The 19,741-nt window shown below is 49.4% G+C and carries 23 protein-coding genes; 14 read left to right on the plus strand and 9 right to left on the minus strand.

Annotated features, from left to right (window positions below; all coding sequences use genetic code 11):
- Positions 1 to 25 precede the first annotated feature (25 nt).
- The 3 genes from FTU69_RS04775 to mhpT form a co-directional block, all read right to left on the minus strand.
- Positions 26 to 955: a bile acid:sodium symporter family protein gene (locus FTU69_RS04775; RefSeq protein ID WP_034598041.1), complete on the minus strand. Its 930-nt coding sequence runs from the start codon at positions 953 to 955 to the stop codon at positions 26 to 28.
- Positions 956 to 992: 37 nt separating this feature from the next.
- Positions 993 to 1,649 (minus strand): bifunctional nicotinamidase/pyrazinamidase, encoded by a 657-nt coding sequence (gene pncA / locus FTU69_RS04780; protein ID WP_005180927.1) that lies wholly within the window; start codon positions 1,647 to 1,649, stop codon positions 993 to 995.
- Positions 1,650 to 1,794: 145 nt separating this feature from the next.
- Positions 1,795 to 3,003 (minus strand): 3-(3-hydroxy-phenyl)propionate transporter MhpT, encoded by a 1,209-nt coding sequence (gene mhpT / locus FTU69_RS04785; protein WP_180046851.1) that lies wholly within the window; start codon positions 3,001 to 3,003, stop codon positions 1,795 to 1,797.
- A gap of 725 nt (positions 3,004 to 3,728) precedes the next feature.
- Between mhpT and dapA the strand changes: the two genes are divergently transcribed.
- From dapA to purC, 3 genes are read left to right on the plus strand one after another with little or no spacing between them, the layout of a single operon-like run.
- Positions 3,729 to 4,625 carry a 4-hydroxy-tetrahydrodipicolinate synthase gene (dapA, locus tag FTU69_RS04790; protein ID WP_180088005.1) on the plus strand — a complete coding sequence of 299 codons (897 nt, stop codon included), beginning with the start codon at positions 3,729 to 3,731 and terminating at the stop codon, positions 4,623 to 4,625.
- Between the two features lie 15 nt (positions 4,626 to 4,640).
- The gene (locus tag FTU69_RS04795) at positions 4,641 to 5,243 is read left to right on the plus strand and encodes a hypothetical protein (RefSeq protein ID WP_005180933.1); all 603 of its coding nucleotides are present in this window, start codon (positions 4,641 to 4,643) and stop codon (positions 5,241 to 5,243) included.
- Positions 5,244 to 5,280: 37 nt separating this feature from the next.
- The gene (purC, locus tag FTU69_RS04800; RefSeq protein ID WP_005180935.1) at positions 5,281 to 6,000 is read left to right on the plus strand and encodes a phosphoribosylaminoimidazolesuccinocarboxamide synthase; all 720 of its coding nucleotides are present in this window, start codon (positions 5,281 to 5,283) and stop codon (positions 5,998 to 6,000) included.
- 275 nt (positions 6,001 to 6,275) lie between these two features.
- Here the strand turns inward: purC and FTU69_RS04805 are convergent, their stop codons facing one another.
- On the minus strand, positions 6,276 to 7,544 hold the full coding sequence (locus FTU69_RS04805) for a replication-associated recombination protein A (protein WP_016658696.1): 1,269 nt from the start codon (positions 7,542 to 7,544) through the stop codon (positions 6,276 to 6,278).
- Between the two features lie 174 nt (positions 7,545 to 7,718).
- The gene (locus tag FTU69_RS04810; protein WP_016658695.1) at positions 7,719 to 8,171 is read right to left on the minus strand and encodes a YcgN family cysteine cluster protein; all 453 of its coding nucleotides are present in this window, start codon (positions 8,169 to 8,171) and stop codon (positions 7,719 to 7,721) included.
- A 191-nt stretch (positions 8,172 to 8,362) separates the two neighbouring features.
- On the opposite strand from FTU69_RS04810, the gene FTU69_RS04815 reads away from it, so the two are divergent.
- From FTU69_RS04815 to FTU69_RS04860, 10 genes are all read left to right on the plus strand, one after another.
- Complete coding sequence (locus tag FTU69_RS04815) at positions 8,363 to 8,521, plus strand: DUF1328 domain-containing protein (protein ID WP_005006601.1); 159 nt, start codon at positions 8,363 to 8,365, stop codon at positions 8,519 to 8,521.
- 217 nt (positions 8,522 to 8,738) lie between these two features.
- On the plus strand, positions 8,739 to 9,476 hold the full coding sequence (locus FTU69_RS04820) for a dienelactone hydrolase family protein (protein WP_016658694.1): 738 nt from the start codon (positions 8,739 to 8,741) through the stop codon (positions 9,474 to 9,476).
- 60 nt (positions 9,477 to 9,536) lie between these two features.
- Positions 9,537 to 9,902, plus strand: a complete 366-nt coding sequence (locus FTU69_RS04825) for an HIT family protein (RefSeq protein WP_005180943.1) — start codon at positions 9,537 to 9,539, stop codon at positions 9,900 to 9,902.
- A gap of 111 nt (positions 9,903 to 10,013) precedes the next feature.
- Positions 10,014 to 11,048, plus strand: coding sequence for an A/G-specific adenine glycosylase (gene mutY, locus FTU69_RS04830; protein ID WP_104470565.1), 1,035 nt, complete (start codon positions 10,014 to 10,016; stop codon positions 11,046 to 11,048).
- Positions 11,049 to 11,105: 57 nt separating this feature from the next.
- Positions 11,106 to 11,645, plus strand: coding sequence for a M23 family metallopeptidase (locus tag FTU69_RS04835; protein ID WP_005180945.1), 540 nt, complete (start codon positions 11,106 to 11,108; stop codon positions 11,643 to 11,645).
- Positions 11,646 to 11,664: 19 nt separating this feature from the next.
- Entirely contained in the window at positions 11,665 to 11,910 is a 246-nt protein-coding gene (locus FTU69_RS04840) for a hypothetical protein (protein ID WP_045796565.1), read from the plus strand.
- 21 nt (positions 11,911 to 11,931) lie between these two features.
- Entirely contained in the window at positions 11,932 to 12,519 is a 588-nt protein-coding gene (locus tag FTU69_RS04845) for a DNA-3-methyladenine glycosylase I (protein WP_016658692.1), read from the plus strand.
- A complete protein-coding gene (locus tag FTU69_RS04850; protein WP_180103558.1) occupies positions 12,516 to 13,538 on the plus strand; it encodes an NAD(P)-dependent alcohol dehydrogenase in 1,023 nt (340 codons plus the stop codon). The genes FTU69_RS04845 and FTU69_RS04850 overlap by 4 nt, the downstream gene beginning before the upstream one ends.
- A gap of 236 nt (positions 13,539 to 13,774) precedes the next feature.
- Entirely contained in the window at positions 13,775 to 14,479 is a 705-nt protein-coding gene (locus tag FTU69_RS04855; protein ID WP_005180950.1) for an FKBP-type peptidyl-prolyl cis-trans isomerase, read from the plus strand.
- A gap of 46 nt (positions 14,480 to 14,525) precedes the next feature.
- Complete coding sequence (locus FTU69_RS04860; RefSeq protein WP_104472308.1) at positions 14,526 to 15,218, plus strand: FKBP-type peptidyl-prolyl cis-trans isomerase; 693 nt, start codon at positions 14,526 to 14,528, stop codon at positions 15,216 to 15,218.
- Positions 15,219 to 15,344: 126 nt separating this feature from the next.
- On the opposite strand, the gene murJ is transcribed toward FTU69_RS04860, so the two are convergent.
- Both murJ and ampD read right to left on the minus strand, forming a co-directional pair.
- The gene (gene murJ, locus FTU69_RS04865) at positions 15,345 to 16,886 is read right to left on the minus strand and encodes a murein biosynthesis integral membrane protein MurJ (RefSeq protein ID WP_016658690.1); all 1,542 of its coding nucleotides are present in this window, start codon (positions 16,884 to 16,886) and stop codon (positions 15,345 to 15,347) included.
- 43 nt (positions 16,887 to 16,929) lie between these two features.
- Positions 16,930 to 17,544: a 1,6-anhydro-N-acetylmuramyl-L-alanine amidase AmpD gene (ampD, locus tag FTU69_RS04870; protein WP_180088006.1), complete on the minus strand. Its 615-nt coding sequence runs from the start codon at positions 17,542 to 17,544 to the stop codon at positions 16,930 to 16,932.
- 164 nt (positions 17,545 to 17,708) lie between these two features.
- On the opposite strand from ampD, the gene nadC reads away from it, so the two are divergent.
- Positions 17,709 to 18,554, plus strand: a complete 846-nt coding sequence (gene nadC, locus FTU69_RS04875; protein WP_016658688.1) for a carboxylating nicotinate-nucleotide diphosphorylase — start codon at positions 17,709 to 17,711, stop codon at positions 18,552 to 18,554.
- Positions 18,555 to 18,643: 89 nt separating this feature from the next.
- Here nadC and FTU69_RS14780 read toward each other — a convergent pair whose 3' ends face one another.
- On the minus strand, positions 18,644 to 18,775 hold the full coding sequence (locus tag FTU69_RS14780) for a hypothetical protein (protein WP_005180959.1): 132 nt from the start codon (positions 18,773 to 18,775) through the stop codon (positions 18,644 to 18,646).
- Positions 18,776 to 18,967: 192 nt separating this feature from the next.
- Positions 18,968 to 19,684 carry a ribonuclease PH gene (rph, locus tag FTU69_RS04880; protein WP_005180961.1) on the minus strand — a complete coding sequence of 239 codons (717 nt, stop codon included), beginning with the start codon at positions 19,682 to 19,684 and terminating at the stop codon, positions 18,968 to 18,970.
- Positions 19,685 to 19,741: the final 57 nt, after the last annotated feature.

A 19,741-nucleotide genomic window follows, 5' to 3' on the forward strand; every position in this document is an offset into this window, starting at 1 on the left:
ATGACAGCCGGATGACAGCTGTCCTTTATTGGCGCTGCCGGCTGGCCCAATAGGTGGCCAGTGCCGGTCCAGAAATATTGTGCCATAAACTGAAGATGGCGCTCGGCACGGCGGTCACCGGAGACGCGGCAAAATGCACCGCCGCCAAGGCCACGCCCAAGCCAGAATTCTGCATTCCGACTTCAATCGACACCGCTTTACTGTCGGCATAGGGCAATTTAAATAAACGAGCTGCCCAGAAACCAAGTAAATAGCCCAGGCCATTGTGCAGCATCACCACCGCTAAAATCAGCAAGCCGCTTTCCAGAATCTGTGCCCGGCTGCCGGCGATAATTGCCGCGACAATGGCAACAATCGCCACCACCGAAACCAGCGGCATCAGGGTAATGGAACGCTCCACCTGAGTTTTAAACAGCGCGCGCAGCAGCAGGCCCAGTACAATCGGGAACAGTACCACCTGTAAAATCGAGCTCAGCATGGACCAGGCATCAATTTCAATCCACTGGCTGGCCAGCACAAAGAAAATTGCCGGGGTCAGCAGCGGCGCCAGCAAGGTCGACACCGAAGTACAGGCCACCGACAAGGCGGTATTGCCTTTGGCCATATAGGTAATTACATTGGAAGCCGTACCACCCGGGCAGCAGCCAACCAGAATCACCCCAATGGCAATTTCCGCCGGTAACCGGAACAAGGCACATAACAGATAGGCCAACAGCGGCATCACCATAAACTGCGCAGCCACGCCAATCGCGACCGCTTTCGGACTTTGCAGCACACCTTTAAAATCCTGCAGCGACATGGTCATGCCCATACCAAACATGATGATACCAAGCATCCAGGTGATATAGGCTTTTAACCAGACAAAAGCCTCTGGCTGATACATGGCAATCACGGCAAACAGCAGCACCCACAGGGCAAAAGTTTTCTGTACAAACTGGCTAAAACCTAACACCATAGACCTCGGCACGTTCTGAATGAATGATTCGGGCCAATCAGGCCAGGCTTGGCTGTGCAGCAGGCTGTAACAGGCTCAGCACATCTTTGCTATAGACCCGTTTCACCCCATGCGCCAGCATCTCCTGCCAGGCATGTTGCAATGAACCTTTCAGGTCTATGCCTTTGCTGGCATCGGCAATGACAAAGGTATTAAAGCCCAGCTTGCAGGCATCTATGGCAGTCCAAGCCACGCAAAAATCGGTGGCAATGCCGGTAATAAACACCGTGTCGATGCCACGCGCTTTTAAATAGCCGGCCAGGCCGGTGGTGGTTTTCTGATCTGCTTCCATAAAGGCCGAATAGCTGTCAATTTGCGCATGAAACCCTTTGCGGATAATCAGCTGCGCCTGCGGCAAGTCCAGCGCCGGATGCAGTTCAGCATCGGTGGTGCCCTGAACACAATGTGCCGGCCACAGCACCTGCTCGCCATATTCCAGCATCACCACTTCATACGGCTGTTTGCCCGGATGATTGTCGGCAAAAGAAATATGATTCTGCGGATGCCAGTCCTGGGTCAGGACAATATTGTCGAAGACCTGTCCCAGCTGGTTAATGATCGGAATAATCTGATCGGCATCAGCGACGGCCAAATTACCGCCCGGCGTAAATCCATTTTGTACATCTACTACGATCAATGCCGTCTGCGCTTGCATAACACCTATCCATGTTTCGCTTATTGTCAGCGTCCTAGCATATACCAAATGGATGGTTTTGTTGCAGCGGAATCATTGGACTGTACGGTGAAAACAAAACAGCCCGCATATGCGGGCTGTCTGAAGGGGTCGTTACAATGCGTGTTTAGTTTTGAATACGACGCACCAGCAGTAACATAAAGATGGCAGAGATCACGATACATGGAATCGCGGCAGAGATCACCCCTGCTGCACCAAAGCCAGCCGTTAACAGTGAACCGGCAATCGCAGGCCCGAGCATCGCACCGACACGGCCCACGGCAGACGCCACACCAATACCGGTACCACGCACTTCAGTTGGATACACAATACCACCGAAGGCATACAGTACACCCTGACAGCCAATGACGAATGCACCCACCAGCGCAGAGGCCAGATACATTTGAGTTAATGAACCTGCAGCGTTCAGTGCCAGCAGACCGGCCAGAATACCGCCGTACATCAACAGAATGACATAGGCTTTTTTCCAGCGATCGGTCAGCATACCCAAAATAACGGTACCAATCGTCGCGCTGACCATAAAGTAGAACTGTGCAGTTGCGCCTTCTTTACGCGAGAAGCCCAGTTCCTGGAACAGCGACGGTAACCAGCTCAGCATGATGTACACCACCATCAGGGTGAAGAAATAGCTGACCCAGATGAACATGGTACGTAGCAGGTTGTTCGAGTTAAACAGATCCTTAAACGAACCTTGTGGCGTAGCTTCTGCTGTCGTATTCGCAGCCTGATCTTTGGCTTTTAAATATTCCTTCGATTCTGGCAATAACCACATCATCACTGGAATGACGATAATAGGTAATAAACCGCCCAGGTAGAAAATGTTTTTCCAGTTAGAACCGAAATCGGTACTGGCAATTAACGATAAAATCGCAGCACCGACTGGCATACCACAGTACATCAGACCCACGGCACGGCCACGGTTTTGTGGTGATACCGCTTCAGAGGCCAGCGTAATCAGAATTGGCATGGCTGCACCCAGACCGGCACCGGCCAGGAAACGCACCACCAGTAATGAGTTAAAGCTGTTGACCCATACGGTACATAAAGTAAAGACCGCAAATACGGCAGTTGACCAGATTAGCACCTGTTTACGGCCAATACGGTCTGCCACGCGTCCACCAACCAGTGCACCAGGCAATAAACCCAGAATCCCTGCACTAAAAAACACCCCCAATTGCGAGCTATCGAGGCCAAAATGCTCACGGATACCAACTGCGGCAATACCTGCTGCCTGGATATCCAAGCCTTCAATGACCGCAATCAAGAAACAGATGGCTACTGTCACAATCGCATGTCGATTATCTGATCTTTCCATTGGAGAATCCTTGTTTCAATCAGTGTTTATAAAAGGTTAAGACCGCCATCATCTATGAGGATGTCCTCTGAATTAACTACCAATAAGTGGAATAAAGCCCCGGTCTGGCAAAAAATTAATAGACATTTCTTATTTTAAGACGCGCAAACATATAGTTTTAGAAAGACTTAATTGAAGTACAGCAATTTAACAAAACAATAAAATTCATATAAATATCAAAGGATATAAATAAACAGACAGTCAAAACTATTATTTTTATTTAGATCTGAAAAAAATCATTCCGAGCTGGTTTAAGCAGGAAATGGCATTAAAAAAAGGCTATTCAAATAATTTTCAGGTCTAGTTTAAGTGTTTTTTTATCTTAATTCCGACCCTTTTACCTGGTTTTCGTGGCTTTTTACTGCATTTTCCAGGCAAAATTGCTGTCCGGACAGCTTCTATAGACCTATGCTTACTCGCCAGTTCATTCTAAAGTCGAAAATGAACCTGAACTGCTGTAAAAGCACCAACTTATGCCTTATACCGGACTGTTTTGAGCAGCGGATAAAGTTGATATTGGCTTTGACTTACGCATATTGTTCTGACACACTGAATCAGTCATAATTTGCATAAGCATTATTCAATCATGACTTATTGAATTCTGACTCAAATCAAAATACTGCAACCATCCACGTTTTCTGTTTCTACGAACTTTTGTGGATGGAAAAATAGGATATTTTTTCAAAATGACTCAGCAAGCACAGACCATTCAAGGCTCAATTGTCGCAATCGTCACCCCAATGTTAGAAGATGGCAGCGTAGATTGGAAAGGTCTCGAGAAGCTGGTTGAGTGGCACATAGAACAAGGCACAAACAGTATTGTGGCCGTGGGCACGACAGGTGAAGCCTCTACATTAAGCATGGCTGAACATACACGTGTGATTAAAGAAATCATTCGCGTGGCCAACAAACGTATCCCGGTGATTGCTGGTACTGGTGCAAACTCAACGCATGAAGCGATCGAACTGACCAGAGAAGCCAAAGAACTCGGCGCCGATGCCGCACTTCTCGTCACGCCATATTATAACAAGCCAACCCAGGAAGGGTTATATCAGCATTATAAGACTATTGCCGAAGCAGTGGATCTGCCACAAATCCTGTATAACGTTCCGGGCCGTACTGGCGTCGACATGTCCAACGAAACAGTGATTCGTCTGGCCGACATTCCACAAATTGTGGGCATTAAAGATGCCACTGGCGATGTACCACGTGGCCGTGAATTACTGGCTGGTCTGGCCGGTAAAGACATGACTGTCTATTCAGGTGATGATGCCACTGCCTATCAGTTAATGCTGGCTGGTGCCAAAGGCAATATCTCGGTTACGGCCAATGTGGCACCAAAAGTCATGAGCGAAGTTTGTGCCGCAGCCATTGTCGGCGACAATGACAGCGCTGAAGCACGTAACAATACAGTTGCAAATTTACACAATATTCTATTTTGTGAATCAAACCCAATTCCGGTGAAATGGGCACTTCATGAAATGGGCTTAATTGGTACCGGCATCCGCCTGCCATTAACGCCACTTGCAGAACAATATCGCGCACCGTTACGTGAAGCTTTACAGGCTTCGGGTGTCATTTAATAAGAGCACAATATTATGCAATTACGTTTTGGTTTAATCGCTGCACTTTCAGTGGTAAGTTTGGCAGGTTGTAGTTCTTTAGCCATCAGCAATGGCTCTCTGGATTATAAAGACACCACCACCCTTGCGCCCTTACAATATCCTGAAGGTGCTGTGGCCCGACCAGCAACGCCATTGTATCCTGCACCAACGGTTGACCCACTGGCCATTGAACATGCACCGAAGCTGGAAAACAGCCGTGGCAACCGTTTCGCACTTCCTCGTCCTCCAGCCGTAGAGCCGACTCAGGCCGCTGCTGTACAGGACAACACCGCGCCAGGTCGTCCACAACCGGTTGTAGATGGAAATCAAAATCCACTGCTCAAAATAGATGGAAATTCTGCTACAATTTGGCAGTATACGCTTGCCACACTCAGCAGCCTGAACCATAGCATTATTGGTCAGAGCAAAAACCGTTACGAAGTCACCATCTCGGTCGATCAACAGACCTACGTCTTAAGACTCACCTCTGTCGGTACAAGTAACAACCTGGCTGTGTTCAACGCCGACAACAGTTTTGCAGACAAAGAAAAAGCTGCAGACCTGTTGGCCCAGATTTACCAAAATTGGCCAGCCTAGACATTACTAGGCATTTTTTTCTGAAAAAGGTTCCCTCATGTTAAAACAAACCTTGCTCTATACTGGTAAAGCGAAATCTGTTTATACCACAGATAGTGAAGACCACCTGATTTTAGTCTTTCGTGACGATGCCTCTGCGTTCAATGGCGAAAAGATCGAACAACTAGATCGTAAAGGTAAGGTGAACAACCGTTTTAACGCCTTTATTATGGAAAAACTGGCTGAAGCCGGTATTGAAACGCATTTTGAAAAACTGCTAACCCCAAATGAAGTGCTAGTGAAAAAGCTGAGCATGATTCCGGTTGAATGCGTAATCCGTAACTATGCAGCTGGTTCTCTTTGCCGTCGCCTCGGTGTCGAAGAAGGCAAGGAACTGACCCCGCCAACATTTGAACTGTTCTTTAAAGATGATGCCTTAGGCGATCCAATGGTCAATGAATCTCAAGCAATTGCGCTGGGTTGGGCGACTGCTGAGCAGCTGGCACAAATGAAAGAACTGACTTACAAAGTTAACGATGTACTAAAAGCCCTGTTTGATGCCGGCAACATGATTCTGGTCGATTTCAAACTTGAATTTGGTGTGTTCCACGACCGTATCGTGCTGGGTGATGAATTCTCTCCAGACGGCTGCCGTCTATGGGACAAAGACACCAAGAAAAAACTCGACAAAGACCGTTTCCGTCAAGGTTTAGGCGGCGTGGTTGAAGCCTATGAAGAAGTTGCGGCACGTTTAGGCATCAACCTCGACAATATCTGATCATCTCCAAGATGAACGATAAAAAAACCGGATCAGCTGATCCGGTTTTTTATTGGCTGAGTTTTCTCACTATCAATCGAAAAAACAAATTCAACTTATAAAAATGATCGTTTTTACATATTTTTAGTTTTGACCTATGCTTAAGCACATAGGCAAGACACGGTAAATTTTACAGTGACTGCCGATCAGTTTCGTTAATCCTCGCGGATGTTCTCTCCCAATCTAACATCCAGTTTGGCCCAATTCATCCCTCTGAATTGGGCTTTTTTTTATTGCTACTGTTGCTGCTGCATCCAGCGCCGCTGCTGTAAACGCTCGGCTTCAACTTCGCGTTTATTGCGCGCCGATTCATACAGCTTGGTGCCTTTTAATTCTGGCGGCAAATAATCCTGCAATACAAAATGCTCCGGATAATTGTGCGGATACAGATAATCCACCCCGTAGCCCTGCTCTTTCATCAGCTTGGTCGGCGCATTACGCAAATGTAACGGTACCGGCAAATTGGCGGTTTTTTCCGCCAAGTCCAGCGCCTTGTTAATGGCCAGATAGGTACTGTTACTTTTGGCACTGGTGGCCAGATAGACTGCACATTGGCCCAGAATAATCCGCGCTTCCGGCATACCAATCACCTGCACTGCGCGGAAACATTCACCGGCCAGCAACAAGGCATTTGGGTTGGAATTGCCAATATCTTCCGAGGCAGCAATTAGCATACGCCGCGCAATAAACAGCGGGTCTTCTCCACCCTTGAGCATGCGCGCCATCCAGTACAGAGTCGCATCCGGGTCACTGCCGCGAATCGACTTAATAAAGGCCGAGACCAGATCATAATGCTGCTCGCCAGATTTGTCGTAACGGGCAATATTCTGCTGCGCCACTTTCACGACCAGGGCATTGTTAATACTGTTTTCTGTGTCCGGCTCAAAGGTGCCGGCAATCAGCTCGAGTAAATTCAGCGCCTTACGTGCATCACCCGCCGCAAACTGCACCAGTGCTTCAAACTCTTCAATCTGGATATAACGTTCTTTTAAGAAGCTATCATTCTGGACGGCCTGGGTCAGCAGCTGCTGGATGGCCTCGGCACTCAGTGCATTTAAGGTATAGACCTGGCAGCGCGACAGCAAGGCACTGTTCACCTCAAAAGACGGGTTTTCCGTGGTGGCACCAATCAGGGTAATTTTGCCCTTCTCGACTGCATTTAATAAGGCATCCTGCTGGGATTTATTAAAGCGGTGAATCTCGTCAATAAACACCACCGGCGTTAGTAAATCGCCGCCATCGGCAATCACTTCACGTAACTCCTTGACCCCGGTATTGAGCGCAGACAGACTGACAAAAGGACGATCAACCGCCTGCGCCAGCAACAAGGCAATGGTGGTTTTTCCAACGCCTGGTGGTCCCCAGAAAATAATCGAAGGCAAATGGCCCTGATCAATCATTTGACGTAACGGGGCCTGCTCCCCCAGAAGATGATCTTGACCGATAATCTGCGACAGATCGCGCGGGCGCAAACGTTCAGGAAGTGGAATATGGCTGTCTGACATAGAAGGTTTTCTGTACAAAGCTGCGGCTGAGTGTACTATGTTATGGCAAAATGCAGTATTTCAATAGCCGATTTTTTAGCGCTTGCTGCGGGAAACTCAGCCTGAGTGTCGGCAGTTGTTTTATCAGGTTTAAATCGCCAATTTTACTCTTAAAGATACAGACGGCCTAAAAATTTAACGTACCCAGCGCACAATATAGTCTTCTATTTCTTCTTCATTGACTTCCGTTTCAGAAATACAGCGGCCAGCGGCCGATTTTTTGGCGCGAATCACACTCTGGCGTGAACCGGTATTTAAATAATGCCAGGACGGCAGGTTTTTACCTTCTTTTAAACGGCGATAGGCACAGCTTGGCGGTAGCCAGTGAATACTGTCCAGCTTTTCCGGCGTCAGCTGAATACAGTCCGGCACCTGTTGCTGCCGGTTCGGATAGTCCGAACAGCGGGCAGTCGTACAATCCAGCAGCTTGCAGGCCACTTTGGTGTAAGCGACTTCATGACTGTCTTCATCTTCCAGTTTAACCAGGCAACATAAGCCGCAGCCATCACACAGCGCTTCCCATTCTGCCTGGGTTAAGGCTGTTAACGGATAATTTTTCCAGAATTGGGGACGAAGCTGATCAGACATGATGCACAACACTACAAAATAACCGGTCTATTATAACAGTCTTCTACAAAAGCATGTGCTATGTCATAGATACAATAGAATCATAGACTTAAATAAGTAGTTGAACACTTAATAAACAAAAGCAAAACAATCAAATCAGCGACTTGCCCCTATACTTGATCAAGAAGTATAAAAACACATGGAGAAAAATTATGTTTCGTTGGGCCATTATCTTCGCTGTAATCGCACTTATTGCCAGTCTACTCGGTTTCGGTGGTGTCGCTGGTTTATCTAAAGATTTCGCGGTCATTCTGCTGGTTATTGCTGTTATTCTGGCAATTGTCGGCTTCCTGTCCCGCGGCAAGGTATAGTTTCTTATACCCTGACCTTCACAAAAAAGAAGGATGCAAATCCTTCTTTTTTTATGCCTGTGTTTAGACCGACAGCAGATACAGACAGATTATTCTTTGAAAAATAACTTAAAAATATTTTCTCACATTTGTTTAGGCCCATTGAAATGTTTTTCAAACCGCTGTCTCATTTTTATGTTTTAATCGAATTATTTCAAAAAACACAAGGATTGGACGCATGACTTTAGCAATCAAAACTCGCGAAATTCAGTATACGGCGGCAGATGGTAGCCAGTTGGTTGGTTATTTTGCTGCACCCGAAACCGATGCACCAGTCGCGGGTGTGATTGTGGCACCGGAATGGTGGGGCCGAAATGAATATATTGAACAGCGTACCCGCGAACTGGCAGAACATGGTTATGCCGCCCTGGCCATTGATATGTATGGCGACAAGAAAAATACCACCACGGCTGCCCAGGCCAATGAATGGATGAGCCAGACCTTTGAAGACCCGAATACAATTGTGACTCGTGCGTCTGCAGCTTTGGACACTTTAGCTGCCCAACCGGAAGTAAATCAGGCTAAACTGGCAGCCATTGGCTTCTGTTATGGCGGCAAAGTGGTGCTGGATTTGGCCCGTTCAGGCGCCAACCTGCAAGCCGTTGCGACTTTCCATGCCATTCTGGCGGCCAGAGAACCAGCGCAGGAAGGCAAGGTACAGGCAGAAATTCTGGTGCTGCATGGTGAACTGGACAGCATGGTAACGCTGGATGATGTGGCCAGCTTCCGTGAAGAAATGCACGCTGCCCAGGTAGAACATGACGTGATTGTGTTTGAAGATGCCAAGCACGGCTTTAGTAACCCGCTGGCCGATGAACGTGCCAAAGCCAATGGCGTCGACCTCGGCTATAGCCCGGTAGCAGAACAGCAAAGCCTGGATGCCATGTACCAATTATTACAACGCCGTTTGGCCTGATTCTGGCATGAGGCCATATATATTGAAAAAGATTAATGAATTTGAATAGAGGATAGAAGAATGACCGAACAAGACTGCCCATATTGCAACTTTGATGAATATGATGTCATTGCCAAAAATGATTATGGCGTGATTCTACCCGAACCGAACGCATTGTCTAAAGGCCACTGTGTCATTATCCCTCTACGTCATGTCAGTTCTTTTTTTGATGTTACTGACAAAGAACGTAAAAGCCTGATGTCGCTGCTGGAACTGGCGCGGAATGAATTACAGCTGCGCCATCAACCGGCGGGCTTTCATGTCGGCTTTAACGATGGCGATGTGTTTGGCAGCCCATCGCAGCATTTGCATATCCACATTATTCCGCGCTATGAAGGTCAAATCCTCAAGCTGGACCAACGCTGGGGGATGAGCGGCAGCATCTAAGCCTTGCCGCTACCAAAACAGAAGGTGATGCCGCGGCATCACCTTTTTTATTGCCTGCTGCATCGGCAAGATTTGGGTATACTAGGCGACTGCTTAACAGTTCCGGTTCTCATGTCTGCCTTTTCTTTTTCCCATGCCCTGCTTTCCTGGTTTGATGTACACGGTCGCCATGACCTGCCCTGGCAGGTGGCCGATAACCCGTATAAAGTCTGGGTATCGGAAATCATGCTGCAGCAGACCCAGGTCAAAACCGTGCTGCAATATTTCGAGCGCTTTATTCAGCGTTTTCCCGATGTGGAAAGCTTAGGCCGTGCCTCCTGGGATGAAGTGGCGCCATACTGGGCCGGACTCGGTTACTATGCCCGGGCACGCAATCTGCATAAAGCGGCCGGCATAGTGGCCCAGCAAGGACATTTTCCGGAAAATCTGGAACAGTGGATGGCCCTGCCCGGCATTGGCCGCTCGACCGCAGGCGCACTGATGTCTTTGGGTCTCAGACAATACGGCGTAATTATGGATGGCAACGTCAAACGGGTGCTGGCGCGCTTTTTTGCCATTGAAGATGATCTGTCCAAACCGGTACATGAACGGGCCTTGTGGCAGCTGGCAGAACAGCTGTGTCCGACCGAGCGTAATCATGACTACACCCAGGCGATTATGGACCTCGGTGCCACCATCTGTACCCCGAAAAAACCCTTATGTCTGTACTGCCCGATGCAGCAGCACTGCAAGGCCCACCAGCAGGGCCTAGAAGCCGAATTACCATTTAAAAAACCGAAAAAAGCCGTACCCGTAAGACAGGCCCAGGTGTTGCTCTTACACAGTGATGGCCAGTGGCTGTGGCAGCAGCGGCCGAATAGCGGCCTCTGGGGCGGATTATGGTGCCTGCCGATTATTGATGATCCAGCGCAGTTTCAGGCGCTCTGTCAGCGTCTGGGTCTGAAACAGCGACAACAGCAGCTGCAGATTTCACACAGCTTTACCCACTTTACCTGGCTGCTGGATGCCAGTGTAATTCCGGTCGAGCCGGACCAGCAGGAACATCTGGCGATTGAGCTGGACGCCGAATGGATGACGCCGGCACAGGCTACTGCACGTGGACTGCCGACCGCCATGAAAAAATTGATCTCGGCCGCCGATTTATGACATAGTCAAAGATAGGAATTCGAATACTATCGACATAATAATCATCAGGGAGATGCTGTGCTTCGCTCGATTTCACTCTGCTGTGTTTTCTTCAGTCTGATTCTGCTAGCGGCCTGTACCTCGGCACCGAAAAAACCTGCTGCGCCCCTACCACCGGCCATGGTCAAAAAACTGCAGCACATGCCGCTTAAAACCCGCTTGCCGGTGCCGGTACAGGGCGTCAAACGTCAACACTTGCAAGATACTTGGGGCGCGTCACGCAGTCGCGGTCGCCTGCATGAAGGCATTGATATTCTGGCGCCACGCGGCAGCAAGGTGTACAGCGCCACCGAAGGCCTCATTGCCGACTTACGCAATAACAATTTGGGTGGTAAAGTGGTATGGATTCTGGGACCGGGCGGCAGCTGGCATTATTATGCCCATCTGGACCGGCACAAACGTGGCCTGAAGGTCGGAGATTATGTCAAGAAAGGCGATCTCATTGGCTATGTCGGCAATAGCGGCAACGCCCGCCATACCGCGCCGCATCTGCATTATGGCCTGTATTTAAATGGCAAAGGTCGCGGTGCAGTTAATCCCTATCCCTATTTACGTTAGTTTGCTTTAGGAAGTGTACATGTCAGAAGCGTTGATCAATCGACTGGTCGAGTTTGCCGAATCCGGGAATCAACAGAAAATTGTGTTGAACGGCCAGAGTCATCAGGGCTGGATCATGGAAATTACTGAAGATGCACTTCTGATCAGCACCGGCTATGCCGATAAATCCGGCAAGGATGTCTGGATTGCCTTTGCCGATCTGCCTCAGGCGGAATTGTCTTACTGGGATAACCGTCAGGATCAATGGGTTCATTTCCAGCTTTAAACCCGTACAGGAGCATCATCTATGGATCGAACACGCTGCGGCTGGTGCTCCGAAGATCCGCTCTATATCGCCTACCACGACCAGGAATGGGGCCGCCCGCTTCACGATGAAGCGCAGCTGTTTGAAATGCTATGTCTGGAAGGCCAGCAGGCCGGTCTGGCCTGGATTACCGTGCTCAAAAAACGCGAATGTTACCGTCAGCATTTTTTTCAATATTCCATTGCCGATATTGCCGCGTTGTCTGATCAGGCCTTGCAGGACAAATTACAGGATCGCGGATTAATCCGGCATCCGGCCAAACTCGCAGCCATCCGCACCAATGCTCAGGCCTGGCTCCAGCTGCAGCAGCAAGGTATCAATCTGGTCGACTGGCTGTGGCAATTTGTCGATCATCAGCCCGAGCAGCATACCGTGCCCGATTATCGCAGCGCCCCGACCTATACTGCAGCCAGTGTGGCACTGTCTAAAGCTTTAAAAAAGCAGGGCTTTCAATTTGTTGGCCCCACCATCTGTTATGCCTTTATGCAGGCCGTCGGCATGGTCAACGACCATGAAGATCACTGCGCCTTTAAATCTCTTCCCCCTTTAGCCGAGGAGCACTCATCATGAGCAACACTACCATCCGTGCCTATGCCGCCATGCAACCCGGCGAAGCGCTGGTGCCATATCAGTTTGATGCTGGCGAACTGTTGCCGCATCAGGTCGAAGTTCAGGTGGAATATTGTGGCCTGTGCCATTCCGATTTATCGGTGATTAACAATGACTGGCGTTCTTCGGTCTATCCGGTGGTGGCCGGGCATGAAATTATTGGTACCATTGTCCAGTTAGGAAGTGAAGCCAAAGGATTATCTGTGGGCCAGCGCGTTGGCATTGGCTGGACGGCAGAAAGCTGCCAGCACTGCGATCCATGCCTGTCCGGCCGGCAGGTGCAATGTACCGGCGGCAGTGTCGCCACCATTGTCGGCCATGCCGGCGGTTTTGCCGATAAGGTTCGCGCCGGCTGGCAATGGGTCATTCCCTTACCGGATGATCTGGATGCGGAAAGTGCCGGCCCGCTGCTCTGTGGCGGTATTACCGTATTTGATCCGATCATTAAGCACCAGATTCAGGCGGTGCATCATGTCGGGGTGATTGGAATTGGCGGCCTTGGGCATATTGCCATTAAACTGCTCAAAGCCTGGGGCTGTGAAATTACGGCCTTCAGTTCCAACCTGGAGAAAACCGCAGAGTTAAAAGCCATGGGCGCCGATCATGTGGTGAATAGCCGTGACAGCGCTGCCCTGAAAGCCCAGCGCGGCAAGTTTGACCTGATTTTAAGTACGGTGAATGTTAGCCTGGACTGGCCGGTATATCTGTCTGCCCTGGCACCAAATGGTACGCTGCATATGCTGGGCCTGACCTTAGAGCCGTTACAGGTCTCGGCCGGTGCGTTAATTGGTGGTGGCAAAGCGGTGACGGGTTCATCGACCGGTTCACCATCGACCTTGCGCCAGCTACTGCAATTTGCCGCCCGCAAACAGCTGGCGCCGCAGGTTGAAGTATTCCCGATGTCGCAGATTAACGAGGCAATTGAACATTTACATACTGGCCGGGCGCGTTACCGGGTGGTGCTGAAAGCAGATTTTTAATCTGCTTTGAAGCCAAATCTATAATAGATACAATTACTCACGAATAAATTGGGCCGCCTCTGCGGCTGGCCCCGATTGTATAAAAAATGTGTTAGATATTCAGTCTGTTATGGCATATGCTTAACGATGCGCATATATTAATTAGCCAAACCGAATGATTGATGTCAGCGGTTTGATTCAAAAAGTCTGCTAACATGAAAGCAGCTTTGACACGATAAAATGATTTGAGAAAACCTATGAGTAAAGCCTTACCCATTGCTGTTGCTGTAATTTTAGGCGGTGCTGCACTTGTTCCTGTTTATTATGCAACTCAACACCCTGCCACTGTATCCTCAAAAGCATCTGCAAATGCGTCTGCGGTTGAAAAAATCAGCTATGCATTAGGCTATGAAGTTGCCCATCAAACTCCACCAGAGCTGGACATTAACAGCTTTGTGACTGGTGTCCGTGAAGGTCATGCGCGTCAGCAGCCAGCCTATACTGAAGAAGAATTACAAAAGGCCTATGAACAGTTCCAGCAGGAACTGCAACAAAAACAGGCTGATCAGGCCCAGCAGGCACAAACGGCCAGCGATGCCTTCCTGACTGAAAATGCCAAACAGGCAGGGGTACAAACCACCGCGTCAGGTCTGCAATATAAAATTACCCAGCAAGGCAATGGCAAACAGCCAACGGCCAGCTCTGTGGTAAAAGTACACTACACCGGTAAACTGGTCGATGGCAAAGTATTTGACAGCTCGGTTGAGCGTGGTGAACCAATCGAGTTCCCGTTAAACCAGGTGATTCCAGGCTGGACCGAAGGTCTGCAACTGATGAAAGAAGGCTCGAAAGCCACGCTGTATATCCCGTCACAACTGGGTTATGGCGAACAGGGCGTGCCGGGCATGATTCCACCAAACAGCACCCTGATCTTTGATGTTGAGCTGATTGAAGTAAAATAAAAACAAGGAGAGCCTGGCTCTCCTTCGTTGTTTAGGGACCCATAATATGAAAAAAACGATCACCCTGCTCGGCCTCGCCCTGTGTAGCGCGGCCACACTGGCTCAACCGGTGACCACCAAAAGCTCCACTGAACAGCAGGTGGGCTACAGCTTTGGTTATTTAATGGGGCGCAGCAATGTCGACACCTTAAAAGGTATGGATCTGGATGCCTTTGTGGCGGGTTTAAAAGCCGCCTCACTGGGCCAGCAAGCCAGCCTGAGCGATGAAGACATGGCCCGTATTCTGACCCAGTTCAAAAAGCAGGCCGAAGCCAAACAGCTGATTGAGCTGAAACAGCGCGCTGAAGCCAATGACATGATTGGCAAGGCCTTTCTGGCAGAAAACTCGCGTAAGGATGGGGTGAAAGTCACTTCATCGGGGCTGCAATATCTGGTCTTGCAATCCGGTTCCGGAAAAAAACCGAAGGCCAGCTCCAAAGTACGCGTGCATTATGAAGGCCGCCTGATTGATGGCACCGTGTTTGATAGCTCGATGGCACGGCAGCAACCGGCTGAATTTCAGGTCACACAAGTCATTCAGGGCTGGACCGAAGGGCTGCAACTGATGCGTGAAGGAGCCAAATACCGCTTCTTTATTCCAGCGAATCTGGGCTATGGCCAGATTGGTTCTGGCGATGCGATTGAACCGAACAGCACCCTGATTTTTGATGTCGAACTGCTGGAAGTGATCAATAAATAAAGATGCTTGTGCTGCTCATGCAGCCTCATCTTTCAATAAAAGCCCATAAAAAAACCCTTTGAGACTCAACGGCTCAAAGGGTTCTTTTATAGGAGCTGAACATCTTTCGCGCTCAGCTCTCAGTAATTAAGGTTTTAAATGACGCGGTCTAAAACCAGTGGCCAGCAGACCAAGAGCATAAGCTGCCACACCCACCACACACAGCAGTAGTACTTCCAGCACACGCATCCATTGCGATACATCACCGTTATACCAGCTCAAGGCGTACCATAAGGCAGCCACCATCACCGCATTGGCTGTGCCAAACTGGAACAGCAGTTTTTTCCAGTGCCCACCAAAACGGAAAATATCGCGTTTATGCAAATAGAAATACAGCATACCGGCATTGACCAGCGCGGAACCTGAAGATGCCAGTGCCAGCGCCATGTGCTCGGCTTCCCAGTCAATCAGTTTAAACAGCCCAATAAACACCACGTTTAAAATGGCATTGGCTGCCACCGCCATTAAACCGACCCGAACCGGGGTGCGGGTATCCTGCTGGGCATAAAAGCCCGGAGCAAAAACTTTAATCAGCATAAAGGCAATGACCCCGGCACTCATACATTGCAGGGCCAAGGCCGTCATCTGGGTATCTTCCCAGGTGAACTGGCCGCGCTGGAACAGGGCCTGAATAATTGGGGTCGACAGCATAAACAGTGCAATACTGGCAGGCACACCAGCCAGCACAATAATTTTCGCCGCCCAGTCCATCATGCCACGGAATTTTTCCTGATTCTGCTCGGCATGGCGCGCCGACAAGGATGGTAAAATCACCGTACCAATTGCCACCCCAATCAGGCCCAGCGGCAACTCGGTCATCCGTTCGGCACTGTACAGCCACGATACCGAACCATCCTGCATAAATGACGCCCAGATGGTGTTCAGCAACAGGTTAATCTGGGTCACCGACACCCCAAACAGGGCCGGCAGCATCAGCTTCATGATGCGCTCAACGCCTTCATGCTTGAAGTCGATTTTTGGCGGAATCAGCAGCTTTTTACGCCACAATTCCGGAATCTGGATCGCCAGCTGCAAGGCTCCGGCAATAATCACCGCCCAGCCCAAGGCCATAATCGGCTCGGCCATATACGGCGTTAGCCACAGGGCTCCGGCAATCATGGCCAGATTTAGTAGCACCGGTGCAAAGGCCGGCGTGGTAAAGGAGCCATAACTGTTTAAGATGCTGCTGGCAAAAGCGGTCAGCGACATAAACAGCAAATAGGGAATGGTCAGGCGGAACATGTCCGTGGCCAGCGCAAATTTTTCCGGATCGCTATGGAAACCTGGTGCGTAAACGTACATCACCGCCGGCGCTGCCACCATGGCAGCCAGCGTCAGCAGGCTCATCACCGAGGCCAGACAGCCAAACACCCGGCTAATCAGAATCTGCACTTCGGCATGGGTGCGGCTGGTTTTATATTCGGTCAGAACCGGAATAAAGGCCTGGGAAAATGCCCCTTCAGCAAACAGTCGCCTGAAAAAGTTCGGGATACGAAAGGCCACCACAAAGGTATCGAAATCCTTTCCCGCACCAAACACATTTAATAACACAATATCCCGCACCAGTCCCAACACCCGGGACAGCATGGTCATCGCACTGACAATAAAGGTCGATCGCCAAAGCGCCATCGGAACCACCCAAATAAAAATTTAGCCGCTATTGTAAAGAAACCTAAGCACAAGTTTCGTTATGAATTGATGAAGATGCTGCTTCTATCCTGCTGTTGCAGTCACGCAGTAAAGACCGGAACCGGCTCCAGTCAAAATAAGGTCCCGGATCGGTCTTGCGCCCCGGGGCAATATCGGAATGTCCAGCCAGATGACGCTGGATTTTCGGATAGGCCTGCTGCAAGGCCGACACCACTTCCGCCAGTACCTGATACTGGATCGCTTCAAAGGGCAGATCATCACTGCCTTCCAGTTCAATACCAATGGAATAATCATTACATTCCGGCTTGGCCAGATAACTGGAACGTCCGGCATGCCAGGCGCGGTCATTGAAATTGACACATTGCAGCACTTCGCCGCTACGCAAAATCAGCAGATGCGCCGAGACCTGCATCCCTTCAATGGTCTGAAAGTAAGGATGCGCCGACCAGTCCAGCCGGTTTTGAAAAAACTGTTCGATATAACTGCCGCCAAACTGTGATGGCGGCAAACTGATATTGTGAATCACCACCAGCTGAATTTCGGTCTGCTGCGGACGCTGGTTAAAATTCGGTGAAGGCACCTGCCGCGCACCTTTTAACTGTCCCTGGATGACCTGAAAAGAAGCCGCCTGCTGCATAGAATGATCCTGATATTTTTTTCAGTATAAAAATTTAGCCCATCCTAAAACTTTCAGCTGAAAATCTCAAATCAGACAAAAAAGCCGCGAAAAAGCGCATCGGGCCAGCCGAACAGTGCTAATATATCGCGCAATTTTCATGGGTAAAGAGATAAGGACAGGCAATGAGCATACCACAATCTTTATTGGAGCAATCTATCCAGATCAATATTCAGCAGGCCCTGCAGGAAGATATTGGCGAGGCAGATATTACCGCTTTACTTACCCCGGAAGATGAACAGGCCACCGCCACCATTATCAGCCGTGAAGACATGGTGCTGGCTGGTCAGCCTTGGGTGAATGCCTTAATCCAGCAGTACGATCCAAGCGTTCAGATTGAATGGCTGAAACAGGATGGTGATCGCGTGGCGGCCAATGAAGCCTTTTTAAAGCTGGCCGGTTCTGCGCGCAGTTTATTGACCGTAGAGCGCCCTGCCCTTAACTTTGTCCAGACCTTATCGGCCGTGGCCACCAAAACTGCCGAATATGTGAAACAGCTCGATGGCCTGCACACCAAACTGCTGGATACGCGTAAAACCTTGCCGGGTCTGCGTATTGCACAAAAATATGCGGTCACTGTAGGCGGCGGCCAAAACCATCGTCTGGGGCTGTTTGATGCCTTCCTAATTAAAGAAAACCATATTATGGCCGCTGGCGGTATTGCCCAGGCCATTGCCAAAGCCCATCAAATTGCACCAGGCAAACCGGTGGAAGTTGAAGTTGAAACCTGGGATGAGCTGAATCAGGCTCTGGACGCTCAGGCCGATATCGTGATGCTGGATAACTTTAGCCAGCAACAGATGATTGATGCAGTCAAGCATGTTGCCGGTCGCTGCAAACTGGAAGCATCGGGCAATATCACCATTGCCAACCTGCGTGAAGTGGCCAGCACTGGTGTCGATTATATTTCTATGGGCGCTCTGACCAAAGATGTCAAAGCGGTCGATTTATCCATGCGTTTTAATGCTTAATCGCAATTCGATATTTGTCGATAACGAAAAAAGGTGCCTCATGAGGCACCTTTTTTATTCATTTAGGGTGAGTCGATGGCCGCAAGACTTTAATCATCTGCACGGCCGTCGCCATCACGGTCCTGATTCAGCATGGTGCCATCACCATCACGGTCATTGGCCGTATCACACGCGCTTAAACCAAAGGCGCCCATCGCCAGTAAGATCATCAAGTATTTCATGGTACATCCCTCTTTTTTGCTGTTTTAAAAAAATCACTGCGAGTTTTAGTAAGCCATGAAGCTCGGTTTCAGCATGTTGGTTTTTGTTATGAAGATGAATCTGCGCACAGCCGCTGGTTACGTTTGCTTCAATCACAAAAAAACGCATCCGGAGATGCGTTTTATAAATATATTGTTCTGATCTTGCAGTGTTTACCAGCCCAAGGCCTGTTGCTGCTTTTTGATCAGTTCCTGAATGCCCTGCTCGGCCATTTCCAGCATGGCATTACATTGCAGACGGGTAAATGGTTTATCTTCAGCAGTGCCCTGAATTTCAATAAATTCACCGGCCTGGGTCATCACTACATTCAGGTCAGTCTGGCAGTTTGAATCTTCTTCATAGCACAGGTCCAGCAATACTTCGTCCTGATACATACCCACAGAAATAGCAGCGACCAGACCTTTTAACGGGTCCTGTTTAATTTTTTTGCTTTCCAGCAGCACATTCATGGCATCGACCAGCGCCACCGCTGCACCGGTAATTGCGGCAGTACGGGTACCGCCATCGGCCTGAATTACATCACAGTCAATGGTAATGGTATTTTCACCGAGTTTTTTCAGATCGACCATGGCACGCAGACTGCGGCCAATTAAGCGCTGGATTTCCTGAGTACGGCCGCTCTGTTTACCCCGTGCCGCTTCACGGTCACTACGCGTATGGGTAGAACGTGGCAACATGCCATATTCTGCAGTTACCCAGCCCTGGCCTTTGCCTTTTAAAAAGCGCGGTACCGAGTTATCAATACTGGCAGTACACAGCACTTTGGTATGACCAAATTCAACCAAGACAGAACCTTCCGCATAACGTGTGTAATTACGGGTAATTTTGACATCACGCAATTGATCTAGGGTACGTTGGTCGATACGCATAAGTTGTCCTTATTTTGACTCAAATAAATTGTCGGCCAGTATAGCAGATGCAAGCGC

The organism is Acinetobacter sp. YH12134, from assembly GCF_013418555.1.
GTDB lineage: Bacteria > Pseudomonadota > Gammaproteobacteria > Pseudomonadales > Moraxellaceae > Acinetobacter > Acinetobacter indicus.

Bases quoted from the DNA above. Each gene is read 5' to 3' on its own strand.
- FTU69_RS04775 (WP_034598041.1), bottom strand. From the start codon at position 955: ATGGTGTTAGGTTTTAGCCAGTTTGTACAGAAAACTTTTGCCCTGTGG.
- pncA (WP_005180927.1), bottom strand. From the start codon at position 1,649: ATGCAAGCGCAGACGGCATTGATCGTAGTAGATGTACAAAATGGATTT.
- mhpT (WP_180046851.1), bottom strand. From the start codon at position 3,003: ATGGAAAGATCAGATAATCGACATGCGATTGTGACAGTAGCCATCTGT.
- dapA (WP_180088005.1), top strand. From the start codon at position 3,729: ATGACTCAGCAAGCACAGACCATTCAAGGCTCAATTGTCGCAATCGTC.
- FTU69_RS04795 (WP_005180933.1), top strand. From the start codon at position 4,641: ATGCAATTACGTTTTGGTTTAATCGCTGCACTTTCAGTGGTAAGTTTG.
- purC (WP_005180935.1), top strand. From the start codon at position 5,281: ATGTTAAAACAAACCTTGCTCTATACTGGTAAAGCGAAATCTGTTTAT.
- FTU69_RS04805 (WP_016658696.1), bottom strand. From the start codon at position 7,544: ATGTCAGACAGCCATATTCCACTTCCTGAACGTTTGCGCCCGCGCGAT.
- FTU69_RS04810 (WP_016658695.1), bottom strand. From the start codon at position 8,171: ATGTCTGATCAGCTTCGTCCCCAATTCTGGAAAAATTATCCGTTAACA.
- FTU69_RS04815 (WP_005006601.1), top strand. From the start codon at position 8,363: ATGTTTCGTTGGGCCATTATCTTCGCTGTAATCGCACTTATTGCCAGT.
- FTU69_RS04820 (WP_016658694.1), top strand. From the start codon at position 8,739: ATGACTTTAGCAATCAAAACTCGCGAAATTCAGTATACGGCGGCAGAT.
- FTU69_RS04825 (WP_005180943.1), top strand. From the start codon at position 9,537: ATGACCGAACAAGACTGCCCATATTGCAACTTTGATGAATATGATGTC.
- mutY (WP_104470565.1), top strand. From the start codon at position 10,014: ATGTCTGCCTTTTCTTTTTCCCATGCCCTGCTTTCCTGGTTTGATGTA.
- FTU69_RS04840 (WP_045796565.1), top strand. From the start codon at position 11,665: ATGTCAGAAGCGTTGATCAATCGACTGGTCGAGTTTGCCGAATCCGGG.
- FTU69_RS04845 (WP_016658692.1), top strand. From the start codon at position 11,932: ATGGATCGAACACGCTGCGGCTGGTGCTCCGAAGATCCGCTCTATATC.
- FTU69_RS04850 (WP_180103558.1), top strand. From the start codon at position 12,516: ATGAGCAACACTACCATCCGTGCCTATGCCGCCATGCAACCCGGCGAA.
- FTU69_RS04855 (WP_005180950.1), top strand. From the start codon at position 13,775: ATGAGTAAAGCCTTACCCATTGCTGTTGCTGTAATTTTAGGCGGTGCT.
- FTU69_RS04860 (WP_104472308.1), top strand. From the start codon at position 14,526: ATGAAAAAAACGATCACCCTGCTCGGCCTCGCCCTGTGTAGCGCGGCC.
- murJ (WP_016658690.1), bottom strand. From the start codon at position 16,886: ATGGCGCTTTGGCGATCGACCTTTATTGTCAGTGCGATGACCATGCTG.
- ampD (WP_180088006.1), bottom strand. From the start codon at position 17,544: ATGCAGCAGGCGGCTTCTTTTCAGGTCATCCAGGGACAGTTAAAAGGT.
- nadC (WP_016658688.1), top strand. From the start codon at position 17,709: ATGAGCATACCACAATCTTTATTGGAGCAATCTATCCAGATCAATATT.
- FTU69_RS14780 (WP_005180959.1), bottom strand. From the start codon at position 18,775: ATGAAATACTTGATGATCTTACTGGCGATGGGCGCCTTTGGTTTAAGC.
- rph (WP_005180961.1), bottom strand. From the start codon at position 19,684: ATGCGTATCGACCAACGTACCCTAGATCAATTGCGTGATGTCAAAATT.